Origin of the sequence: Streptomyces roseifaciens, assembly GCF_001445655.1 — a bacterium.
In the GTDB taxonomy this organism is placed as follows: Bacteria; Actinomycetota; Actinomycetes; order Streptomycetales; family Streptomycetaceae; genus Streptomyces; species Streptomyces aureoversilis.
The window spans coordinates 718407-740983 of record NZ_LNBE01000002.1 but is presented as its reverse complement, the minus strand read 5'-3'; the positions used below and the strand labels follow the sequence as shown (position 1 = coordinate 740983).

Here is a 22577-nt window from a genome sequence, read left to right as displayed (position 1 = left end):
GATGGGGTCGTACGGGGAAGGTGACAGGTGTCAGGCGGCGCCGCCCGGCCCGAGGAGCGCCTGACGGGTGTCGATTCCCAGTTCCGTTGTACCGGCCTTTGCCAACTCCGTGGTGTCGACCACCGCGACGGCGGCACCGGACTCGTCGGCGACGTACACACGCGGCTCCGTCGAATGCAATGCGAGGGCGGCAAGCCCGGCACCGGCCGGCACGGTGAAGCGGAGTGCCCCGGTCCCGGTCTCGAGGATCGAGAGCGTTCCGCTGTTCTCCGAGGTCACGAAGAGCCTCATGCCGTCGGCCGAAACCGCCACGGTCTGCGGCGCGACGATGTGCCAGGTGTGGGTGACCCTGGGCGGGCCGAGCGTGATGCCGGCGAGACCGTCGGCGGTGAGGCACAAGGCGCTGCGGCCGTCCGGGCGGAAGGCCGCGCCGGGGCGGGCGCCCAGTTCCGGGGTGCTGCCCGCGAGCCGGGGCCGGGCGGGGTCCCCCGTCTCCAGGACGTGGATGCCGCCGCCGTCTCCCCCGACGAAGGCGTAACCGCCTTGCGGGTGCACGGTGATGTTCCGGGCGCCGGGAGGAAGGAGCAGACCGGGGCCGGGCAGGAGGACAGGCCTGGCCGGGTCGCCGGTGACGTGCAGGACGTGGAGCCGGCGGTCGTCGCCGGAGCGGGTGACCAGATAGGCGTGGCCGGTCGCCCCCGGGTGGACGGCGACGCCTTCGACGGCGGGGAGCGGAAGCTGCACCGTGCCGGTCACGGAAAGGCGATCCGGCTGGGACGTGTCGAGCACCCACAGGGTGCCCGGCGCCCGGTCGTGGTCCCCTTCCTTCGATCCGCTGACGTACCCCCACGGCTGCGCGGGGTGAAGGGCGGTGCCGGTGGGCCGTGCACCGCCGGTGAGCTGTACCGGATCCGCCGCGGCGCGGGCGGGGCGGCCGGCCGTGGACAGGTCGACGACGCGCACCTCGGGCACGGGGCCGCCGGCGTCCACCGCGTACGCGTACGTTCCGTCGGGATGCACCGCGACGGCGCACAGGGACGCTCCCGTGCTCAAGGCGGGCCCGGCCGGGCCTCCGTCGAGGGCCACGGCGTCGAGGCTGTTGTCCCGGACGATGTAGGCGTACGGGGCCCGGGGATCGAGCGCCACGGCACGGGCGCCCTCGGCCTCGGCCAAGGGCACGGGCGTACCGACCCGTTCAGCGGTTCTGTCGAGGACGGTGATGCTGTTGCCGCCGCGGTTGGCGACGTAGGCGCGCACGCCTCCCGGCCCACTCGCCACGCCCATGGGGTCGTCTCCCACGGGGAGCGTGCTCACGTCGCGGTCGGCGAGACGGACACACCGCACGGCGTCGGCGCGGCGGTCGGTGGCATACGCGTAGGCGCCGTCCTGGGTGACGGCCACGTCCCACGGCTGGGAGCCGGCCGGCACGCCGACCGGGACGGGGGTGACCATGGACCCGAAGACCGTGACGGTCGGCCCGTCGAAATTGGCGATGCAAAGGGTGCCGTCATCCGAGACGGCGGGCGAGTACGGGAGGACGTCCTTGTCGAGGGGGACGGTCTTGCTCTCATGCACGGCCAGCCGGGATTCGTCCAGTGTCAGCACGGCCAGGCACGCGGAGCGTGAAATCGCCTCCTTTTCTCCCTGGTTGACGACGCACAGGGTGCGATCGTCGCGGCAGACGAGCCCGCAGGGCATGTCGGTGCCGTGCTCTGAGGCCCTCGCCAGGACAACCGGCACCTTGTCCCCGTCCAGAGGCACTCCGTACACCGTGCCGGTCGCCGTCGGCGATTCCTTCCGGAACTCTTTGTCGGCCGCATAGAGGAACCGGCCGTCCGGGGAGAGCGCGAGACCGAGATGGACGTGGGGCTGGTTCCGCTTGATGACGATCCTTTCCTTGAAGTCCGCCCGGCCGTCGGCGACGTCGAACACCTCGACGGCGCCCTCCATATTGAAGTCATTGGATACGTAGAGGGTGTCTCCGCTCGGCGAGAGGGCCAGGCCGTAGGGGTGCGTCAGAGACTGGGATTTGGTGATGGTCCGGCGGAGGGTCCATGGGTCGTCGTCACTGGCGCGCCCGAGGACCGACACGGTTTCATTCGCATAGTTGGCGACGTACAGCAGCCGTTCGTCAGGCGACAATGCCATCTCATGGGCCCCAGACAACCTCCCAGTCTGGGCGTCGATGACCGTCGTGCGTTCCCACTGCCCCAATACGTTCCTACGGAGGATGGCGATCTTCCCGCCGAACTGGTTCTGCGGAGGCTCGACGAAGTCCGCGACGTACATCGTCCGGCCGTCCCTGGACAGCGCGACGCCGTCGGGGTGATCGCATCCGAGGATCTCCGCGCCGATCGTCTGCTCGCCCCCGTTCGGGTCAACGAGGGACACCGTCGCCGTGCCGTGGTCGGCGGTCACCGCGTACCGGCTGTCCGGGGTGACGGCCACGCCGTGCGGCCGGGATCCCGGCGCCAGGGCGACCGGAGTAACCCGGGGGCCTTCGCCGCTCTCCAGAGTGTCTCCCGCAGCGGGCGTCAGCAGGAGGAGGTGATCCGAGTCCGGGCTGGTCGCGCAGGCGAACGTCCGGTTCGGCGCCACGGCGGCGTCCCAGGGCTTGTGCCCGTCTCCGAGACCGACGGGGGTGCCGAGCGCCAGGTGTTCGAGATCCAGTACGGCGAGCTTGTCGGACGCGGTGTCGGCCGCGTAGGCCCACCGGCCGTCCGGGGAGACCGCGACGCCGACCGGCTTCGAACCGGCCCCCGTGCCGACCTCCCCCGCCTTGTACGGGGCCGCGCGTACGGTGACGAGGCGGCCCGTCGCCTGGTCGGTGACGTAGGCGTAGTGGCCGCCAGGTCCGAACACCACGCCCGAGGGCACGGTCGCGACCTCAAGCTCCGCGGTCTCCGGCTGCTGCCTCTGCCCCTGCCCCTGCTCCAGGGCGTCCAGACGGATGGCAGTGACCTTCCCCGTGGTCTGGCTGACGACGTGGATCAGCCGGCCGTCCGGCGTGAAGGCCACGGCGACCGGGTGCGGGCCTGTTGGGACCGTAACGACGGAGCCCATTCGTCCGCTCTCCCGGTCGAGTTCGGCGATCGCGACCGACGCCGAACCGTAAGCGGCCACGCAGATGCGGTCGCCCGCCGGACTCACCGCGATCGCGCGTGGCTCGGCGCCGACGGCCACAGGGGACCCTTCCGGCACCTCTGCGCCTTGGACGAGGTCGTAGATCGTCACCGCACCGGCCGTGGCGTCCTTCCTGCTCGCGACGTACGCGAACGCTCCGTCCGCGGACACGGCGACCGCCCCAGTGGCCCCGCTCACCGGCACCGTGCCGGTCACGGACGGTTCGGCCGGCCCGGCGACACCGATGACCGAGGCCGTCCCGCCCGTCACATCAACAGCACAGACCCGCTCCCCCGAAGGGACCACTGCCAGCGTGCACGGTCCCTTGCCCACCGCGAGTGCGGCCACTCGCTCGCCGTCCGCCTCGAACACCACGACCCCGCCCGAGTCGTTCGCGACACAGACGCGGTCACGGGCGAGTCCGGCGACGACGGAGGCCGGGCCCGGGCCTGTGGGCTCCGTCCGTAGCACCACGGGCGCTTCGCCTGTCAGGTCCACCACCGACAGCATCCCCAAGCCGTGGTCGGCGACGTAGGCCCGGGTGCCGTCCGCGCCGGTGGCCACCGCACGGGGGTTGCTCCCGACCCCGACGATGTGCGGCGGCTCCGGGCTCCCCGGTGTGCCGAGGCCCACCACGGCCAGCCGGTCCGCCGCCCAGTCCACGGCCAGCAGCCGGGGCTCTCCGGCGATGCCCCGGCCCGTCCCGCTGCCACCCCTCTGCTCCGTCCCGCTCATGACGGCACCTCCGCAACGGTGATCCGGTGTTCGACGGAATACACGGTCTCGCCCGGCCCGCAGTCGACCAGGTCGACGGGCTTCTCGGCCACGCCGGTACGCGGGTCGACCGGCGTCAGGGTCGCGGTGGCCACCCGGGCGACCCCGGGCACCTGTTCCAGGACCCGGAACGCCTCTCCTACGTGCACGGGGCGCCCGAGCGGCCAGCCGGCGCCGTCCGGTCCGCCGCCGACAGGGCTGAAGTACCGGTACAGGGCGCGTTCGGCGGCCGCCCCGAGGGCGGCGCGCTCGGAGGCGGTCCGGTAGTCGGCGGGCACGATGCGGGCGTCGATGCGGATGCCCCGGTAGCCGGGCTGTTCCAGCCACACCGGCACCCCTTCGGGCTGGCGGGCCCGCAGGGAGCGCCGCAAGGTGTCGCAGGCGTCGCGTCCGGGGGTGAGCATGTGGAAGGGGAACCAGCCGCGTTCGTCGGCGGTGACGAAGGGGACGACCATGAGTCGTACGCCGGCCTGGGTGTTGCCGCCGCTGGTGTCCGTGTAGCCGTTCTTCCCACCGCTCGTGGGGGTGGTGTTCACCACGCCCAGGACGCCGCCCGCGGGATCCTTCACATGGTTGACGCCACCCGGCGGGATGCCGTTGGCTGCGGCGCCGAGGGTGACCTTGTACGGGCTGCTCGGCGTGATCCTTGTGCCTCCGTCGGGGATCTTGCCGTACTGGCTGTTGCCGATCCTGGGGCCGAAGTGGACCTGGCCCGTGCTGGCGTTGACCACGACGTGCTCGTTGTCGGACTCCGAGTCGGTGAAGTAGAGGACGGTCGTCCAGTCGACCGCGCCGACTCGGATCGCCGGCAGGTCGCCGTACACCGGTGCTTCGAGCACCGGGAGGACCTGCCCGGGCTGCCCCGTCGAGACGGCCTCCTTGTGGCCCGCAGGCTGCTCCGCGTACTGCACCGCGGGCACGTCCTTCGTGGTGCCGGAGTCGGCGTGGACGGTGTACGTGGTGTCGTCCGCGCCCTTGGGGTCGAGGATCTGGACGGCCAGCCAGCAGGCGGCTCCGTCCACCGGAAGGTCCTGCCCGGGAGCTTCGAGAGCCTCCTGCGGCGTCGTGGCGAGCTCACCCCGGTCGACTGCGGCCAGCCACCGCGCGGAGCCGGCCAGGGGAACGGGGTGGGCGGTGAGGGGCGCACCTTGACCGCCCTCTCCACCCCCCGCGACCGTGATGTCCTCGGCGGGTGCTGCGGCATACGCGTACGGGGAGGCGGTGTCCCACCAAGGCCGGCCCTTGCGCGGGGCGAACACGGACACCGCGATGCGGTCGTCCGGCTGCCGCCCGTCCCCGGACGCCGCGATCCACAGGGTGAGGTTGCGCGGATCGTGCGGCATGGCGATGCGCACCAGGGCGAGGACCAGCCTGCCGTGTTCCTTGAAGGGGCCGGAGAAGCCGGACTCCGCCGCATAGTCCTCGGCGCGGAACATCTCTTCGGCGCCGGTGACGTTCTGGCGGAGGCGAAGGGGTGCCGTGCCCATGGCTTCCGGCAGTTCGCGGACGGCCGCCGCGGTCGTGGTGAAGACCGTCTTCCCGTCCGCCGTCGTGACCTGTGCCCCCTCAGACACCTTGCTCACGCCGGGCGCGAGGGTGAACCGGACATCGGTCGTGGCGGGCTCCCAGGGGACGTAGTTGCGCGCCGGGTCGAGCGCGTCGTCGGTCAGGTCCCGGATGTGGTGGATGCGGGCCATGCCCGCGGAGGCGGCGAGGGCCAGCTGCTCGTAGTCGCGCGGGACGACGGCCCGTTCGGGCACGGGCGAGCCGAGCGGCAGGCGGGTCGCGCAGGCGGCGGCGCTCTCGCGCTCCGTGCCGCCGACGGCGGGCGCGGGGTTCGTCACGGAGGAGATGTAGGGCAGCGGCGTCCGCAACACCGTGATCGTCCGGGCGGGCACGTTGCCCCGGGCACCGCCCCCGGACAGGTAGCGCCGTGCCCGGACGACCGCGCCCGCAGGCAGGGCCGCCCCGTGCTGCCGCGGACCGCGGGCCCCGGCCACCAGGGGCGCGAACACGGCCTCGCCGGTGCGCGGGTCCAGGGTGAAGTGCCGGTCGACGGGCCCCGATCCGGCGAGCGAGGCGACGTGCGTCCACCGTTCGGTGCGCCCGCCGACGGTGGCCTCGACGACGAGGGGATCGGTGGACCGCGACATCGGCGGATGGGCGAAGCGCAGCCGCTCGCCGGGGATGCCGGAGGCCGTCCCCAGCGTCTCGTCCTGGATGAGCCGGGCCTGGACGACCGGGACGGGCACGCTCAGCACCGGGTTGAGCGCAACCTCGGTCAGGGGGGCTTGTCCCGCATCCGTGCGGTAGCGGATCAGGCCCACGTCACGCAGCCTGCGCGGCGTGTCATGTTCTTCGCCCGGACCCGGGTCCCGGCCGGGGTCCGGTCGCCGGTGGAGGAGGAGCTGGGCGGGCGCGTGGGCGGACGGGAGGTCGAGAGTGATCTGTCCCGGCAGCCCGGGGCCGGTCACGCTGTCCGTCACGACGCGGCAGGGGGTCCAGTGCGTCCCCTGCCAGGCTTCCCACCGGCCTCGCGCCTGGCGGCTACCGCCTCCGGCCGTGGTGACGGGGGGCTCGCCCAGCCGGACGTCGAGCGTCACCCGGGTGTTGGGGACGGGAACGGACAGGACCAGCAGCGCGTAGGGGTCGGTCGCGGCAGGAGGGCCGACGGGCGTACGGCCAATCCCCAGAAGGCCGGGGCCAAGACCGTCCACGGCACCCCCGGCGTCCGGGAAGTCCTCCAGATAGGGGAGGTTGAGGTGGAGCGGCGGCCCGGCGTACGCAGGGGCTGTGGGCTCGACGGGCTTGCCCGCATCCGCGCCCAGTCCGGTCAGCGTGCCCTCCAGGGCCCCGCTGCCGGTGTGCCGCTCCCGGAAGCTGCCGGCTGCGACGAGGACGCAGGGGTTGAGCACGGCCTCGGTCAGGGTGCTGAAGACGACCGGTTCCTCGTCCCCCACCGGCCGCGTGGCCACCTCCAGCCCGGCGGGGACGACGACCGGTTCGGGCGGCGGTGCCGCGAGCCGGAAGACGACCTCGGTCTGCGCGGGCGACGGCTGGTACGGCCGGACGCCCAGCAGGCTCAGCGCCTGCAGGCGGCGCTGGTCGGGGGCCAGGTTGATCCGGTCGCGCAGGGCCACGACCATGTCGGTGCACGTCTCGATCAGGCCCCGCCCGGGGTCGGTGCGGTCCTGCCCGCTCCATACTCCGACTCTGCGGTGTACGGCGTCGACGGCGGCGGCCACGACCTGGTCGCGGGTGCGCCCGTCGTACTCGGGTGTCGGCAGACTCATCCCTGCTGTGACCTCTCGTCAGGGGTGGCGGGCGCGGGCGCGGCAGGCCCGGCGCCCTCGGTGCGCCGCGCCTCCCGGCGGGCGCCCTGGTCACTGATGACCGCGACCTTGAACGGCAGGTGCGCGGGGCAGTGAGCGCGCACCAGGCGGGTGAGCCGGTGTTCGAGGGCCTGGCGGTCCTCGCCGGGGCCTGCGGTCAGGGTGACGGTGAGCATGCGACCCGCCCGGGTGGGCCCGCCGGTGAAGACGCCACCGGGGTCGTCGATGACGAGGGGGTCCCAGCCGTGGAGCTCCTTCGCCTCCAGCCGCAGCCCGTACGGGGTCCCGCGGTATGCCGTCAGCCGGGGCGCCAGGTCGACGGCCTTGCGGCGCTGGTACTCGGTCCACCCGGGCTCGACCCGGGCTCCGGTGATGCGGATCAGCCAGTCCAGGAAGGCGGGAGGCGCGCGCCACGGGTCGAGGACGGCGTCGAGGCTCTCGATCCGCTCCTCCGTCGGGGCCAGGACCTCGCCGATCGCGGCGGCGAACGCCTCCACGACCGTGTCGCCGGAGTAGACGGACGGCAGGGCGAGGGGGCGTGCGGCGCGGGGTTCGCGATGCGGATCCATGGCGGTGCGGTCCTCTCCGGGGTCCCGGCGACCGGCGCCGGGCCCTGCGGTCGGTCTCAGGTGGTCAGTCCTCGGTGGTCAGTCCTCGGGACGGGCGACGGTGATGTCCACGCCATCGAGCAGCACGAGCCCGCCGTCGGAGACCTCGACGGACGTGACGACCCGGCTGCCGCCGTTGTCGTTGTCGTCGTCGTTGCCGTCGCCCCCCTGGACCGGGGGCAAGGTCAGGCCGACGGCGAGTGTGCCGCGGAGCTCTGGGAGCGGTTCCAGCGCGGTGAAGACGTCGCCCGCGTGGACGCGGCGGCCCCACGGCCAGCCCCGCCCGTCCGGCCCCCCGGCCGTGGGGTGGAAGAAGCGGCGCAGGGCCCGTTCGGCGGCCTGCCGGGCCCGTGCCTCGTCCTCCTCCGTGCTGCTCCACGGCCGGACCGTGGCGGTGACGCCGAACGAGTGGTAGCGGGGAGGACCCACGCCGAGGCGCTCGCCGAGCAGCCGTGAGGCGTCGACGACGGCGCTCACCCGCGTGAGGACCTCCGCGGGAATCGCGAACTCCCCGGCGGACGGCTTCCGTCCGGGGTCGGCATCCGTCCGGGGCACGAGGAGGACGTGCAGGAGGGCGTCCTCAGAGCGCCAGAGGGCAGGTTCGGTCCGCGTCCCCTTCATGAAGAAGAAGACGCCGTCGACGACGGCCACCGCGTCCGGGGTGTCCTGGCACTGCGGGGAGAGCCCGGGGAACGCCTCCGAGATGCGCGACGTCACGCCCCTGCTGTCCGGCCGGGGCAGGAAGCCCCGGCCGCCGGGGACGACGGTGTAGGCACGGTGATAGAAGGTCTCGCCTTTGAAGAAGAACAGTTCGTAGGCGTCGGACGTCTCGGGGTCGGCCAGCACGGCGACGTCGTCGAGGTCGGCGCAGAAGGCGTCCGGCAGACCGGGGAACTCCTGCCCGATCTCGCGCGGCCCGTCCTCCCCGCCGTCCCACAGGCAGTGTCGCCCGTAGAACCAGAGTCTCGGCGGCTGTTCGACCGGGAGCTTCGGCTGCGGTTCGCCGGTGCGGATGACGGCGTTCAGGCACTTGGCCTGCTGGACCTCGTCGGGCACGTCATCGGTCTCGCCGCCTCGGATGGGCGCGCCCGTGCCGCCGCCGTCGTCCGTGTCCGGCATCCGGAGGGGCAGCGTGCGGGCCGTGATGGTGCCGTTGTCGTCGTAGTAGTGCACGACCTTGCTGGGGTTCCGGGCGGCAACGGCGCAGGCGAGGACCTCGGCCGGGCGTTCCGGTACGCCGAACGCCTCCGGCACGCGGGAGTCGGTGGGGCGCGTCAGCGCCGTCACCCGCACCCGGGCCAGGCCGTCGACGTGCTCCTCGATCAGCTGCTCGTGGTCGGCCGCGGTGACCGCGCGCCGTAAGGGGGCCAGGCCGAGCCCGGCCCGCTCCAGCGCCTGCCGCCAGTCCTCCGCGTCCTGCGCGGGCGCGAGCACCGTGCGGACGGCGGCGGCCGGTCCGGCCGGTGACGCGACGGTGAGGGGCGTACCGGCGGGGACACCGCCCTTGCCGCCCCGGTAGGCGGTGTACTCGGCGCTGATCGCGGCGCCGGCCGGTGGCACGGCCCCGTGCTGCACGCTGCCGCTCTCCGCCGGCACCAGTGGCCCGAAGACGACTTCGCACGCGGCGTCGTCCCACCAGTGGGCCGGGGTGTCCGGTCCGGCCTCGGCGAACGTCCGTACGGGCGGCCATGCCACGCGTTCCACGCGGACCGTGACCGGCGGCCCGAACGGCGGGTCCGCGACGGGCGCCCCGGGCCGCCAAGGGCGCTGCGACGTCGCGAACCGTCCGCCCGGGGCACCGTCGGCGGTACCCAGCACCTCGTTGTACGTGACGGGCTGTTCGGCGGCCTCCACGCACCCGGACGGCTGCCCCTCCGCGAGGGTCAGCGGCGCGATGGTGCACAGGACGACGGCGTCCTCGCCGTCACCGGTCCGGACCTCCGTGCCCTCCGGGATCACAAGGGAGGGAAGAGCGCCGCCGCGCGAGAATTCGACGACGACGCGGGCGGGAGAGGCGGGCAGCGGCGTGACCCCCATGAGCCGGAGCAGGGCGGACCGCTGCCGGTCCGTCATCCGGTCGAGGCGGTACGAGAGCTGGTCGGCGCGCTCGGCGCAGGCTTCGATCAGGGTGACGCCGGGGTCGGACACGTTGTGGTCGGTCCACTCCGGTACGCGTTCCGGAAGGGTGCGCTTGGCGGCGTCGACGAGCGGCTGGAAGCGCAGGTCGTCGAGGTCGGGGACAGGAACGATGGACATGGGTCACTCATCCGGGGTTTCGCCGGGCAGGGTGTAGAAGGGGAAGACGAGGTTGCGGGGTTCGTTGGTGGCCCGCAGCCGGTAGCGGATGTCGATGTAGAGCACGCCGGCGTCCTCGGAGTCCGTGCTGAAGAGGAGGTCGTCGACCTCGATGCGCGGCTCCCACCGGTCCAGGGCCTGGCGCACCTCCACGTCGGCGCGGGCGACGGTGGTGGCGTCGAGCGAGTCGAAGACGAGCCCGTGGATGCCGCAGCCGAATTCCGGGCGCATGGGCCGCTCGCCGGGCGCGGTGGACAGGATGATGCGGACGGCCTGCTCCACGTCGTCGCTGCCTCGCGCGAGGCCGACCCGGCCCGTGCCGGTGATGACGGCGGGGAAGGCCCACCCCGCGCCGATGATGTCCACGGTCCGTCCTCTCTGCAAGGTTCACCGGTGATCGCCCAGGCGTTGACTGACGAAGCGTCAACCAATAGAGCACTGATGAAGCATCAGCTAATAGAGCGTCAGTTGATGTCCACGGTGTCGCCCGTGATGGTCGTGCTCTTGCCGTTGAGCTTGAGTGCGCCCGTGCTCTCGACGGTGACGGTGGCGCCTTCGAGCCGCAGCTCTCCCCCGCCGCTGCCGGCCGCCTTGACGGTGACGGTGCCGGCCGTGACGATCACGCTGCCCGCCTCGCCCGCGTCGATGGTGAGGGTGCCGTCGCCGCGCCCGTCGAGCGAGACCCGTACGGTCTTCTCGCCCTCCCCCGCCGCGAAGGCGATCGTGGTGTCCTTCCGGTCGAGGTGGGTGGTGAGCTTGCCGTCGCCGGTCAGGAGCCGGACGCCTTGGGGCCCGTCGGTGGCGCTGAGCAGTTCGAGGCGGTCCCCGGTGCGGGAGGCCAGCGAGCGGCGGTTGGCACGCCCGGTGTCGGCGTCGACGAGCGGCAGGCCGTGGTCGGTGGGGGCGTCGACGCCGTTGTAGAGGCCGCCGATGACGTACGGGCGGTCCAGGCGCCCGTGTTCGAAGCCGACGAGCACCTCGTCCCCGGCCTCCGGCGCGAAGACGCCCCCGCCGTCGGTCCCGCCCCACTGGACGGTGCGGACCCAGTCGGTCACGTAGTCCTGGGAGAGCCACGGCAGGCGCAGCCGTACGGCGCCGCGCTGGCCCTGTCCCGGTTCCTTGGTGTCGGTCACCACGCCCACGGCGACGCCGAGCCCGCACAGGGGCGGCGGGTAGGGCACGACGGGCGGGGGCAGCGGGCCGACGTGGACGTGGGTGCGGTAGCCCTGTTCGCCGTCGAAGGTGTGACGGCAGGCGGTGATCGTGTACTTGCCGGTGAACGGCTCGCCCACCCCGGCCAGGGCGATGGGCACGCCGGCCCGCAGCTCCGGGGTGCCCGCGGCCTCGGCGGAGAGCTGCGCCATGGCGGCTGCCGCCTCCTCCGCCACCCCGCGGGCCGCGACGTCCACCTGCTGCGCGGCGGTATAGGGACGGCCGCTGACGAGCAGCCCGGCCGACCCACCTCCGAACGCGCCGCCGAGCTGGGCGGGGGTGACGCCCACGCTCAGCCGCTCGCTCCGGCCCGCACTCGCCGTGGCGGACAGCGCCGCCTTGGTCCCGGGGTCCCAGCCGCGGACCTCCACGTCGGCGACCTGCCCCTCGGAGGACACCGCGGCCCGCAGCGCCATCAGGTTCACCCCGTACTGAAGGACGTACGGGCTGCGGTCCGCTCCCGTGGTGGGTGCGGGGGCGCCGCTCGCGGCCGCGGGGCGGGTCATGTGCACGCTGCTCCCCTCGACCGACAGGCGGAGTCCGCGCTGGTCGGCCAGGTGGGTGAGGAGCTCCCAGTCGGTCAGGTTCGGCTGGGCGAGGTGCTCGATACGGGTGCGTTCCGCATCGATCGTGCCGGTCTTCAGCCCGTGCCGGCCCGCGGCCGCCTGCGCGACCTCGGCGACGGTCGTGTCGACGTAGGCGGCCACGCGCCGCCCGCGCATCAGCCGGTGCCCCCGGTCCATGGCCCGTACGGTCGTGAAGGTGCCGTCGCTGTCCACCTCGGTCTCCAGCGCGATGACCTCCCCGTCGAAGATCTCGGTGCGGGCGCGGTGGCCGGCGGCGGCCACGGACACCGTCAGCGGCGAGCCGACCTTGATGCCGGCCGCCGCCAGGAGACGGTTGCCCGGATCCCGGAACCGCAGGCGGGCCCGGGCCGGTGTGCCCACGGCGGTGTCGACCACGGCCTCCACGAGCCGGTCGGCCCACAACTCCTGCAGGACGGAGCCGAAGGCGATCACCGGCTCCGCGGCGTACGTCCGCGACGTCATGCGGGGCCTCCCGCGGTGCGTGCCTCTTCGGTGCGCTCCCCCGCGGCCCGATACCCGGCCCGTTCCTCCAGGACCGGCAGCACCAGTACGGTGCCCGGCGGCACCCGGGAGGGGTCGTCGACGGCGTTGGCGCGGGCGATGGCCCGCCAGCGGGTGGCGTCGCCGTACGCCTGCCAGGCCAGCCCGGCGAGGGTGTCGCCCGCGACGACCCGGTGCGTGGCCACCGGCCCGTCCGCGCCGGAGGTCGGGTTCTGCCGGGGCGCCGAACCACCCACTTCCTCCATGGAGATGGTGCAGGAGGCGCGCAGCGGCACGCCGTCGTGCCCGAAGCGCGTGTACGTCGCGTCGACCTGCGTCACCAGCGCCAGGAACGCCGTCGTCCGCGAACGGCCCCACTCCAGCCGTACCCACGGCGCCGAGGCCGGCTTGGCCGTGGTGCTCGCGGAGGTGGGGGCGCAGCAGTCGAGCAGCTTCTCGACCTGGTCCTGCACGCTGGAGCGGAAGTCCCCCGCGTCGAGGAACACTTCCAGCGTCATCGTCCGCGGCTGCGCCCCCACGAACTGCGCCTGGGCCGCCTCCCCGTTGGACGGCGACCTGCTGCGGTCCCAGCGGGCCTGCTTGCCCACCTGGAGGCGGTCCGGGTTGAAGTGCAGCCGGACGCGCCCGCGTTCCGGGCCGGGCGTGTTGCCGGTGCCCGTCGGGGGATCGTAGATCACGAGGGCGGCCCGTACGGGGGCGCCTCCCAGCAGCTCGGACAGCATGCGGTCCTCTCGGGTATGGGCTTGAGGTGGGCTGGGGCCGAGCCGCTCAGATCGTGATCCCCAGGAATCCGTTGTGCGTGATCTCCAACGTCTCCCGGGCCGGCTGCGACTGGTCCGTGTCGAACGTCGGCCCGCTCCAGCGCACCGGCAGTACGCCGTCCAGCAGCCACCGCACGATCGGCTGCCGGTCCGGGCCGAGCGCCACGAGCTGCCCCGGGAGCCGGACGGGCTCACGGACCTGCTGCTGCAGCCAGGCCCAGATGAGGACCGTCTGCTGGGAGAGCGGCCGGGTCAGCACGACGTTCGTGTAGCGCAGGCGGGTCGGCAGCTGCCAGACGTGCCCGTTCAGCCCGCCCTCGACGCGCTCCTCGACCTCCATCGCGCAGCCCAGGCCGTCGCAGGAGGTGAACGAACCCAGCGCGTGGAGGCCGATGGAGAGCTGGAAGTGGGAACTGACGGCGAACGGCTGGTCCAGCATGTGCGGGGTCTCCGTCGGGTCGGGGACAGGGGCGGCGGGTTGCTGCGGGTCACGGCGGGCCAGGGCGGGCTATGAAGGGTCACTAACGGGGATCCGCGGATCCCCAGGGGGAGGGAGCGGGGGCGGTGGCGGTGGGAGCGGGCTGGTCGTACGCCGACGAGCGCGACCGCTGCGCCCGCCGGACGCGGGGCGAGGCCTCCAGGGCGGGGAGCACGGCCTCGGCCAGGAGATCCGCGTGAGCGCGGGCGACTTCACGGGCGATCTCGCGGGCGGCTGGGGCGGTGACCGGGGCGGGCGCGGACCTGTCGGCCGGAGGCCCGGGTGGGGGCGCGGTCGTGAACGGTGGGGCGCGGTGCCCGCTTCCCGAGGGCGCCGCGCCGGGGGCGGCAGCCGGCGGAGGGGAGGCGAGGGGCATGGCGGTACGGGGTACCTCCCGCAAGGGTCGGCCGATCCCCAGCCGCCGCGGGGCGGGGCTGCTCGGGCGGCCGCCACCGGCGGGCCGGCCGGCGGCGTCGGCGACACCGGGAGTGTCACCGAGCGGCGCCCAGGTGTACCCGCCGACGGATCCGGGCCTGTCTCCATCGCTACGGGCAGCGGCCTCCGGGCGGGTGCCGCCTGGACCACGGCGCGGGCCGGGGCCGGCGTTCTGTGGCCCGGAACCGGCCTGGAGGGCGGATCCGGTGGTGGAAAACAGGGCGGAGTCGGAGCCGGAGTCGGAGCCGAAGGGGAAGGGGCTGCCGGGGCCCGCGTCCGGTGCCCCGGCAGGCCCCGTGCCGGGAGAGGCGGCGCGACCCAGCAGATTTGCGCTGCTGCCGCTGCCGCTGGCCAGGAAACCAAGGCTGTTGCCGGATGCGGCGGCCCTTGGGAAAGGTCGGGGGCCCGGCACCGGGACGGTACCGTCGGGGAAGCCCGGAGCGGATACGGTCACCCCTGCACCGGGGCGGCTCCAGGGGCGCGGACCGGCCCCGGCGCCGGCCCTGGCCTCTACGGCCGGATCCGGATCCGCGCCCGGGGCTCCACTGCGCCTGGCTGTGCCGGCAGCCCCTGCACGGGACCCACCGGTGCCGATGCCGCTGCCGCTGCCGCCACCTGCAACCGGCCCCGCCGACGCGCCGGTTGCTGCGCCGGGTGTCTCCCCGGACGCGGCCCCGAATCCATCCGCGGCGACTGGGGAGACAGGACCGAACCCCGGCCCGGCGCCGCGGCCGGAGTTCTCTCGTCCCCCGGCTCCGGGGCCACGGCGGGTGTCTCCGGCGCCACGTGCCAGCGAGCCGGGCACTGCGCCGGACGATGCCCTCGGCTCCTTCCCATGGCCGGAGTTCCTCCGTACGCCGGCCCTGGACCCGGGCCCGGCGTCGGCAATGGGCCCTGCTGGCAGGCCGAGTGCAGCCCCGGAGGACGCCCCGTCCCCCGGCCTCAGGCCGCTCCCTGCAACAGGCCCCGTCGGCGCACCGAAGTCCGTCCCGGAAGATCCCCCGGCCCCGTCGTCACGACCAACACCGACACTGACACCGACACCGGGCACGAGTCCGAAGCCAGGCCCGACGCCGGGAGTCGAACCAGCCGCTCCCCCGTCGTCCGGTCGGACGCCGTTACCTGCCACGGGCCCCGTCGGCGCGCCGAGTGCTGCACGAGAGGCTCCCCCGGACTCGTGCCCGTGGCGGGCATCAACACGAGGCGCAGGCCCGAAACCCCGCCCGGCGCCGGCGCCGACGCCGACACCTGCCCCCGCCCCTACCCCCGCCCCTGCCCCGGCTCTCGGCCCGAGGCCGGTGCCTGCAACGGGGCCCGTCTGCGAGCCGAATGCCGCACCCGCCGACTGCCCGGGCCCGTCTCCACGTGGAGTTGCCCCCGATCCCGGCCGCCATGTGTCGAAGCCCGCCCCTGTCCGTCCGAGCACGCGACCGAAGGCCGCTCCGTCCTCGCGTCTGCTGCCGGGTAAAGGCTCCGCGGGCGTCATGCCGGCTACCTCGCGGACTCCCCCGGGGAACTCAGGAGCCCCATCAGCGCTCCCCACGATCGCCCCCGTGTCCCGGCTGGGGCCGCGGCGGCCGCTCCCGGCGCCCCGGCGCGAGTCGACGGCCCCGTCCCGTACTGCGTGCGCGGCGCCGGTGGCCGGTACGCCACGCCCGCCGTCGGCCGAGGCCGCCGTAGCCGCAACCCGGCCGTCTCCGCCGTCTTCACCCGAGGCGACCACGGCGCCGCCCGGCGGATCCGGCCGCCGCCTCGCCCGGCCCCCCAAGGCGTTCACCGCCGACCTCAGCGCGCCCCGCCAGCCCACCCCGGGCGGGCCCTCGGCAAGAGCCTCCGGAGCGGCTCCAAGAGAGCGTGCCGCATCGGTCGGGCACTCGCCTGACGCTCCATCAGGGAGCGACGGCATGCCGCCCACCGGTGCGTACGGCAGAACGGGAGCGGCAAACCCCCCGCTCCCACCCCCACCCGTCCGCGGAAGGGCCGCGAGCGGCCCCCGTGCCGCCACTCCGGACAGCGACACCGCGCGCGGCAGTAGGCGGCCGGCCGTTGTGACGGTCGGGGCCGGGCGCCACGCCGCGAGTTGCTCCCGGAAGGCGGCGGGCCCGCCGGCCCCCAGAACGGGCAGCCGCACCAGCCCTACCGGGGCTACCGCCCGCCACTCCCCGCGAGGCCGCTCGGGGACGGTAGGGACGGCCGCAACAACCGGAACGGGAGCCGGAGCGGGAGCCGGAGCGGACTCCTCACGTATGCGGCGGTCCCGGGACCAGGACCCTCGACGCCACCGCCCCGTCGTCGTCACCGCGCCCCCCGCCCCTCGGCGAGCGCGGTGTTGATCCCGGCGATCTCGCGCACCCAGGCGCGCCGCTCCCCGTGCGTCAGGGAGAGGAGGTCGGCGTACCCCCAGTGGAAGTGGTAGGCGATGTACGCCACCTCCTCCCGGAGCCGCTGCGCAGGGTGCGTCATGCTTCCCCCAGGCGCTCACCGGCCACCGCGCCCGGCACGGCGAAGCTGGTGCCGCAGGACGGGCAGGCGACGGCGCCGTGACCGGTGTCGAGGCCGTTGATGCGCCGGTAGAAGTCCTGGAGGTAGGCGAGGTCCGTGGCGAAGAGGCCTTCCACGACGCCCGCGTGGATGTCGGTCACCGTGCCGAGGCGGGTGATGACGAGGCTCAGCAGGACGACCCCGAGATAGGCGGGGTTCTCCCGGACGCGCTGGTCGATCAGGGGGGAGAGCTCGTCCCGGGCGGTGGCGAGCCGCATGGCGCCGCGGCGGTGGACGGTGCCTGCGGCGTCCACGTAGCCGTGGGGCAGTTCGAAGTCGAACTCGGTGCGCAGCGGGGATCCGTTGTCCTGCGATCCGGTCTGGGGCATGGCGGTGCGGTTCCTCCATCGGGCATCGGGCGGGCGGCCGCGGGGCCGTCGGACCCGGCCCCCGCCCGGGGAGGGGGGCGGGAGCCGGGATGTCGTTCAGCGTTTCCTCAGTTGATCTGCATCGATCCGTTCGGTGATGCCGCTCGGAGTGCCGCTGCCGTCGTCACTCGACGGTCTGCTCGAGCAGCAGGCTCACCGCGGTCTTGGCCACCCACACCCGCACCGAGAACACATCGGGCTTGTCACCGGCAGTCAGAACCGGCGACTCCACCGAACCGCCGGGCCCGCTCGTGACCTCGGCCGTGTCCTTTCCGCCCGGGAACGTGGCCGCGTACTCATCACGGATCTTGAAGGTGACCTCGGCGCCCTCGACGGGATTGCCGTTCTTGTCCTCCACGACGACCGTCATCGGCGCGTCGAACGACTTGCCCGCCGGGGCCGTCTGCCCCGCTCCCGACACGTAGCGGACGTGGTCCGCGACGCCCCGCTCCGGCGTGACGACGAGCCGGGAGAACGAGGCCACGGCATCGCCCTCCGTCCAGCGGGCGGTGACGACGCAAGGCCCTTCCTTGAGCGCCTTGAGCAGCGAGCTGGTCGCCACACCGAGGTCCTCGACGCCGGCCCCGGTGTAGCGGATCTCGACCGGCTTGCCGTTCTCGAAGACGGCGGAGCCCGCCTCCACCGAGAACTCGATCCGCTGCCTGGCCACCGGCGTTCCGTCCAGCAGCGTCGCCTTGACGACGAGCGGCTCGGGGAAACGCTGACCCACCTCGGCCGACTGGTGGTCGCCGGACTGCACGGCCAGCCGGTGCCGGGACACCCTCTGCAGGGCGTTCTCCCCGGACAGGGCCACCCATAGGTCGCCTTGTCCGGCCAGGGCGAGACCGGACGGGCGGGACCGGGGGCCGGTGAAGACCACCGAGGCCGTGTGCTCCTCCGGCAGGACACAGCCGATCGCGTCACCCAAGACGCTGACGAACCAGAGGGTGCCGTCGCCCGACACGAGGAGACGGTGGGCCGGGAAAGGAATGTCGATCTGCCTGAACCGACGCTCGTGCACGGCGTACTGGTAGAGCCGGTTTTCGGCGGCGGCCACCCACAGGGTGTCCCCCGCGGCGCTGATCGCCAGATCCTGTGCCTCGCCCATCACACTGATGGGCTGGGAGAACTCGCCCGTGACCATGTCGTAGGTGACCAGGGCCTGGATCTCGGGAGAGCTGAGCCACACCCGCGTCGGGTCCTGATGCGCGACGGCGATGCCGTAGAGGCTGGAGGTGTAGACCTGGGAGGTCTCGACGGATCCTCCGGGCTCCATGAAGGCCAGGAGGTTACGGTCCGCAAGCGGGGCGACGATCACGGTGCCGCGGTGCTCGTCCTGGGCGAGCGCCAGAGCCCTGCACCGGGAACTGCCGTTCACGGGGTAGGCCTGGTAATTACCGTCCTGGTCGCACCGGACCAACGCGGATGTGCCCTCCCCCGCGACGTACGACCACACGCCGTGGCCCGGCCAGGAGAGGATGGAATCCGCCCGGCCGACGATGCCCGAAGCCGGAGGGAAGAGCGCGCTGTTGCGGCTGCTGGGGTCGAAATACCCCATCCCGCCTTCGGCCGTCACGAACCACAGACGGTGGTCTGCGACGCTCCATGTCAGATCGACGGGGGCGCCTTGAAGGGGGAATTTGTCGGTGTCGCTGATGGGTGTCGCGGAGGTGGTTGCGGGTGTCACCTGGGACGGCATTCTGCTGCTCCCTCCGGGGTGGGGAAGAAAAGGGGCCGGCAGCCTGGCTGGTTGACGGCCCCGCCTGTCTCGGGGAAGGCGTTATGCCGGCCTGATGCGGAGCGTCGTGGTGGCGTGCGGCTCGGTGTTGCCGAGGCCGACGCTCAGGAGCGCCTCCTCTTCGACGTCCCCGGCGTACACAGGGGGCAGGCAGACACGGCCGCGCTGGTCGGTCAGGATCACGCGCTCCCGTGTGTTGTCCTCGAACGTCGCGCCTTCCGCCTGGATGCGGCAGGTCAGCGGGATGCCCGGGATCGGCCGGCCGTCGGCCACGTACTCGGCGACGAGCGGAGAGTCGACATGCTCCTTGGCGTGCAGCACGGTCTCGGCGCGAGACACCACCTGGGTCCGGCCGATGCGACTCGGCGTACCCGTCGCGGCGACCGCCGTGGGGTATTTGCCCAAGGTCCTCCGTTCGGTATTCGTGTACCAGATGCTTCCGTCGTTGCCGACGCAGATCCCCTTGGCCTTGCCGCCGCTGGGGAGCGGGATGATGCTGCCTTCCTCTTCCATCTGCCTGTCGAAGACGTGGATGCCCGCGCTGGAGGTGACCCAGACCTCGCCGTTCGGGGCGAAGGCCAACTGCTGCGGGACTGCCGAGCCCAGGTTTCGCTCCCTCCACCGGGGGCTGTTCAGGCTGCGCCGGAGCACCTGATTCGGGTTGGTCGCGGTCACCCAGACCGCCTCCGTGTCGACCTTCACGTAGTAGGGCTTCTGCCCCGGCCCCCCGGGAAGGGCGATGCGTTCCCAGGTGGTCTGCCCAGGAGCGAGCTTGTACAGGCCGTTCTGGGTGCGGGGCGGGGACGCGCTGCTGTTCGCCTGGCCGGTGACCCAGTACGTGTGGGTCTGTCCGTCGGTGTCGGTGCTGACGGCCACGTCCCAGAGCCACGTGCTGTGCTCGACGGTCATCTTCTCGACCTGGCCGGGGCCGGACGGTGTGATCGGCAGGACACCCACGTAGTGGTACTGGGGTTCGGCGAAGAGCAGGCTGTACTCGTACGTCGGCGTGCCGTCGCCGCCCGCCCTCGTCGTCTCGAGCTCGATGCTCTCCGCCTTGGCGTCGGACTCCAGCGGGACGAACGTGAGAGGGTAGCCCGCCGTGGTCTGCATCGCCACGATCGGGTCCTCCTTCGCCGGAGGGGCCGGTGCGGCGAACCACACCTTGGCGTGGCCGAGCGGATCCTTCATGATCCCCGCGGAGAGCTCGGGCATGAGTGCGTGATTGGCGTGACTCAGCCTACCTGGGGCCTGCGGATCGAAACGAATGACGCACTTGTTGCTCGTGGTGATCCAGAGTTTGCCGGCATTGCCGACGCCCACCGAGTGCGGTGTATATGCGGTTCCGAGCGGGTACTCGATGATGCCGTCTGTCACAGCGCGCTCCGTCCGGTTCTCGGGTTGATGCGTGAGCCCATCGACGGCGCACAGGACAGAGCACACCTGTTGCAGGTGTGACGAAGAGGCAGCCGCTTTCCGATGACCCCCGCGGGGGTGACTCAGACCGCGTCGAGATTATGCCGTCAGCACTCCCCCCGCATCCGAGCGAACTGGCCAGCAGTGCACAGCACTTGCGGCTTCCGGACAGCGCGATGGCGGTCCATGGGCCCGTCGCACGTTCCACCTGCAAATGGAGTCATCAGACATGCCGCATTCCGCATACAGCAACGCCCCTTCATGCAATCGGGTCGCTGTCAAGAGCCCTCCCACCCGGTCGGCGAGCGGCGGTGCGATGTGGCTGGATTTCCCTGAAGGGCGCTTTCATGCCCAAAAATTCCACCCAATGACGTGAAACGACCCCCATCGGTCACGACTTCATTTCATGCTCGACGCAGGAATCACCCCGACACGATCGACCGCAGCTTTTGCGAGGACCGCGGAAGCGCCGACGACCGTCCCGGCCGGGCCCGCATCGCCGGCTTCGGTGAGGACCGTCCGTTCACCGAGGAACGCGTACGTGCTCCGGTCGAAGACCCACTGCGTCTGCTGCCCGTGCGCCGTGCGGGCGACGGCGATGCCCGCCCGTTCCGCGGCGTCGGCGGCCGACCGCACCACTGTGACCCCGGGGATCTTCGCGGCGGCCTTGTAGAGCGCGGCACTGACCTTCGGGGGTGCCCAGGTCTCGGCGAGCAGGTCGCCGATCGCGGCGAACGCCCGCTGGTCCGGGTCCGAGTCCCGGTCCCGGTCCCGGTCCTGGCTTCCCCCGCGCGTCTCGTCCCGGATCAGCTTCAGCAGGGCGTCGGGGTCGGTGGGCAGCGACGCGACGTATTGGTGGGTCGGGTCGCTGATCGACGGGCCCTTGTGCAGGGTGGTCGGCCGGGGCGTGGCCCCCGGGCCGTCGAGGGCGTATACGGGAGTGTCGTCGGCGCCGAGCGGCGCGTCGGGCCTGCCCTCCTCGCGCAGCAGGCCCGGGCGGCTGCCGTCGGCGGACAGCCACACCTGCCGTGTGTGCACGGGAGCCATGGTCACGGCACCTCCCGCGGCGCTCTGCGAGGCGTAGGCGACCTTGCTCTCGACGTATACGAACTGGCCGGCACGGACCGTCGGCTGCGGTGCCGCTGCGGCGGCGAGGGCGATGCGGTCGAGGAGACGGGTCGCTTCGGGCGTGCGGTCGGCACCGTCACGTTCCGGGACTGTGGGCACTCCGCGCCCGGGCGTGTCCGCAAGGTTCACCGCCACGACGCCGCCGACCGCCAGCGCGCAGGCGACCGCCGGGGCCATGACCCGGACGACCAGGCGCCGGGACGGGCGCAGGCGCGAGGCCCGGGCGGCGAGGCTCCCACGCGGTGCGTCGGCGGCGGCCTCGCGCAGCAGTGCCTCCTTCAGCAGCAGTTCACGGTCGGGGTCCAGGCCGGGGACCGGCGGCGGGGGCAGCAGGTCGGCGAGGCCGAGACGTTCGGTGTCCTCGGACCCTGGGAGCGGACGGCGCCGCGGGGTGGTGTTCATCCGTGGTTCTCCTGGGTCGAAGACCGGGGCGCGGGGATGCGGCCCGGTGCGGACTGGTCGAGCGGTGGGGCGGGGGCCTTGGCGAGCGGCTCGGCGTGGGGCCTGTCGAGCCGCTCGGCAAGGGACCGGATGACAGGCTTGCCGAGGGACTTGCCGCGCGGCGGGCCGAGCGGCGCGGCAAGTGGCGCGTCCAGCGGCTTGGCGAGCGGCTCGTCGAAGGCAGCGGCGGCGGCTTCGTCGCCGACCGCCGCGCGCGGCCGCCCGGCTTCGGCCCGCCGAATCTCCGAGGTATCCGAGATATGCGAAGCCTTCGAGGTGTGCGAGCCCCTCGAGCGCACCGCACGTGCTTCGGCGTCGGCGAGCTCGCGCAGCCGGGTGCGGGCGCGGGACAGACGCGACCGGACGGTGCCGACCGGCACGCCGAGCGCCTCGGCCGCCGCCGCGTAGTCCAGGCCCGCCCACACCACGAGGGTGAAGACCTCCCGGTCGCGGCGCCGCAGGCGGGCGAGTGCGGCGTGCGCGGCGCGCAGTTGCTCGGTGTCCGCGAGGTGCGTGACGAGGTCGTCGGCGAAGTCGGGAATCGAGCCGCGTTCCGGGACGCGGGCGAGCGCGATGTCGCGGAGGCGGCGTGCGCGGGCGTTGCGGCGCATGATGTTGGTGGCGATTCCCAGCAACCAGGGGCGCAGGCTGTCCCCGTCGGGGTGCACGCGCTCCCGGCCGCGCCACGCCTCCAGGAAGGTCGCCGAGACGACGTCCTCGGCCTCCGCCCAGTCGCCCGTCACCCGCAGGGCGTAGCGGTACAGCACTTGGGCGTGCTCGTCGTACAGCTCCGCCAAGGCGTCGCGGTCTCCGCGGCGGAAGCGGTTCCTCATCAGTGATTC

General features: G+C 73.2%; 14 protein-coding genes. All 14 read right to left on the bottom strand.

The genetic code is table 11. The features are described 5' to 3' along the window. Nucleotides 1-30 precede the first annotated feature (30 nt). Nucleotides 31-3858 (bottom strand): YncE family protein, encoded by a 3828-nt coding sequence (locus tag AS857_RS04815; protein WP_058041837.1) that lies wholly within the window; start codon nt 3856-3858, stop codon nt 31-33. After that, complete coding sequence (locus AS857_RS04810) at nt 3855-7190, bottom strand: baseplate J/gp47 family protein (RefSeq protein ID WP_058041836.1); 3336 nt, start codon at nt 7188-7190, stop codon at nt 3855-3857. The genes AS857_RS04815 and AS857_RS04810 overlap by 4 nt, the downstream gene beginning before the upstream one ends. After that, the gene (locus AS857_RS04805; RefSeq protein ID WP_058041835.1) at nt 7187-7798 is read right to left on the bottom strand and encodes a phage tail protein; all 612 of its coding nucleotides are present in this window, start codon (nt 7796-7798) and stop codon (nt 7187-7189) included. Before AS857_RS04805 ends, AS857_RS04810 begins: the two co-directional genes overlap by 4 nt. Nucleotides 7799-7876: 78 nt before the next feature. Continuing rightward, nucleotides 7877-10093, bottom strand: coding sequence for a baseplate J/gp47 family protein (locus tag AS857_RS04800; protein ID WP_058041834.1), 2217 nt, complete (start codon nt 10091-10093; stop codon nt 7877-7879). A 3-nt stretch (nt 10094-10096) separates the two neighbouring features. Beyond that, the gene (locus tag AS857_RS04795) at nt 10097-10498 is read right to left on the bottom strand and encodes a GPW/gp25 family protein (protein WP_058041833.1); all 402 of its coding nucleotides are present in this window, start codon (nt 10496-10498) and stop codon (nt 10097-10099) included. 98 nt (nt 10499-10596) lie between these two features. Beyond that, nucleotides 10597-12393 (bottom strand): VgrG-related protein, encoded by a 1797-nt coding sequence (locus tag AS857_RS04790; RefSeq protein WP_058041832.1) that lies wholly within the window; start codon nt 12391-12393, stop codon nt 10597-10599. Then, on the bottom strand, nt 12390-13154 hold the full coding sequence (locus tag AS857_RS04785; protein WP_058041831.1) for a CIS tube protein: 765 nt from the start codon (nt 13152-13154) through the stop codon (nt 12390-12392). Before AS857_RS04785 ends, AS857_RS04790 begins: the two co-directional genes overlap by 4 nt. A 46-nt stretch (nt 13155-13200) precedes the next feature. Next, complete coding sequence (locus tag AS857_RS04780; RefSeq protein ID WP_058041830.1) at nt 13201-13632, bottom strand: phage tail protein; 432 nt, start codon at nt 13630-13632, stop codon at nt 13201-13203. A 2769-nt stretch (nt 13633-16401) separates the two neighbouring features. Beyond that, the gene (locus AS857_RS40280; RefSeq protein WP_168095642.1) at nt 16402-16569 is read right to left on the bottom strand and encodes a DUF6760 family protein; all 168 of its coding nucleotides are present in this window, start codon (nt 16567-16569) and stop codon (nt 16402-16404) included. Beyond that, nucleotides 16566-16976, bottom strand: a complete 411-nt coding sequence (locus AS857_RS04775; RefSeq protein WP_058041829.1) for a hypothetical protein — start codon at nt 16974-16976, stop codon at nt 16566-16568. The genes AS857_RS40280 and AS857_RS04775 overlap by 4 nt, the downstream gene beginning before the upstream one ends. Before the next feature lie 163 nt (nt 16977-17139). After that, the gene (locus tag AS857_RS04770; protein ID WP_144440719.1) at nt 17140-18714 is read right to left on the bottom strand and encodes a hypothetical protein; all 1575 of its coding nucleotides are present in this window, start codon (nt 18712-18714) and stop codon (nt 17140-17142) included. A gap of 81 nt (nt 18715-18795) precedes the next feature. Continuing rightward, complete coding sequence (locus tag AS857_RS04765) at nt 18796-19965, bottom strand: NHL repeat-containing protein (RefSeq protein ID WP_058041827.1); 1170 nt, start codon at nt 19963-19965, stop codon at nt 18796-18798. A 600-nt stretch (nt 19966-20565) separates the two neighbouring features. Beyond that, complete coding sequence (locus AS857_RS04760; RefSeq protein WP_058041826.1) at nt 20566-21696, bottom strand: CU044_5270 family protein; 1131 nt, start codon at nt 21694-21696, stop codon at nt 20566-20568. Beyond that, complete coding sequence (locus AS857_RS40985; RefSeq protein ID WP_245699579.1) at nt 21693-22568, bottom strand: RNA polymerase sigma factor; 876 nt, start codon at nt 22566-22568, stop codon at nt 21693-21695. The genes AS857_RS04760 and AS857_RS40985 overlap by 4 nt, the downstream gene beginning before the upstream one ends. Between the last annotated feature and the right edge of the window lie 9 nt (nt 22569-22577).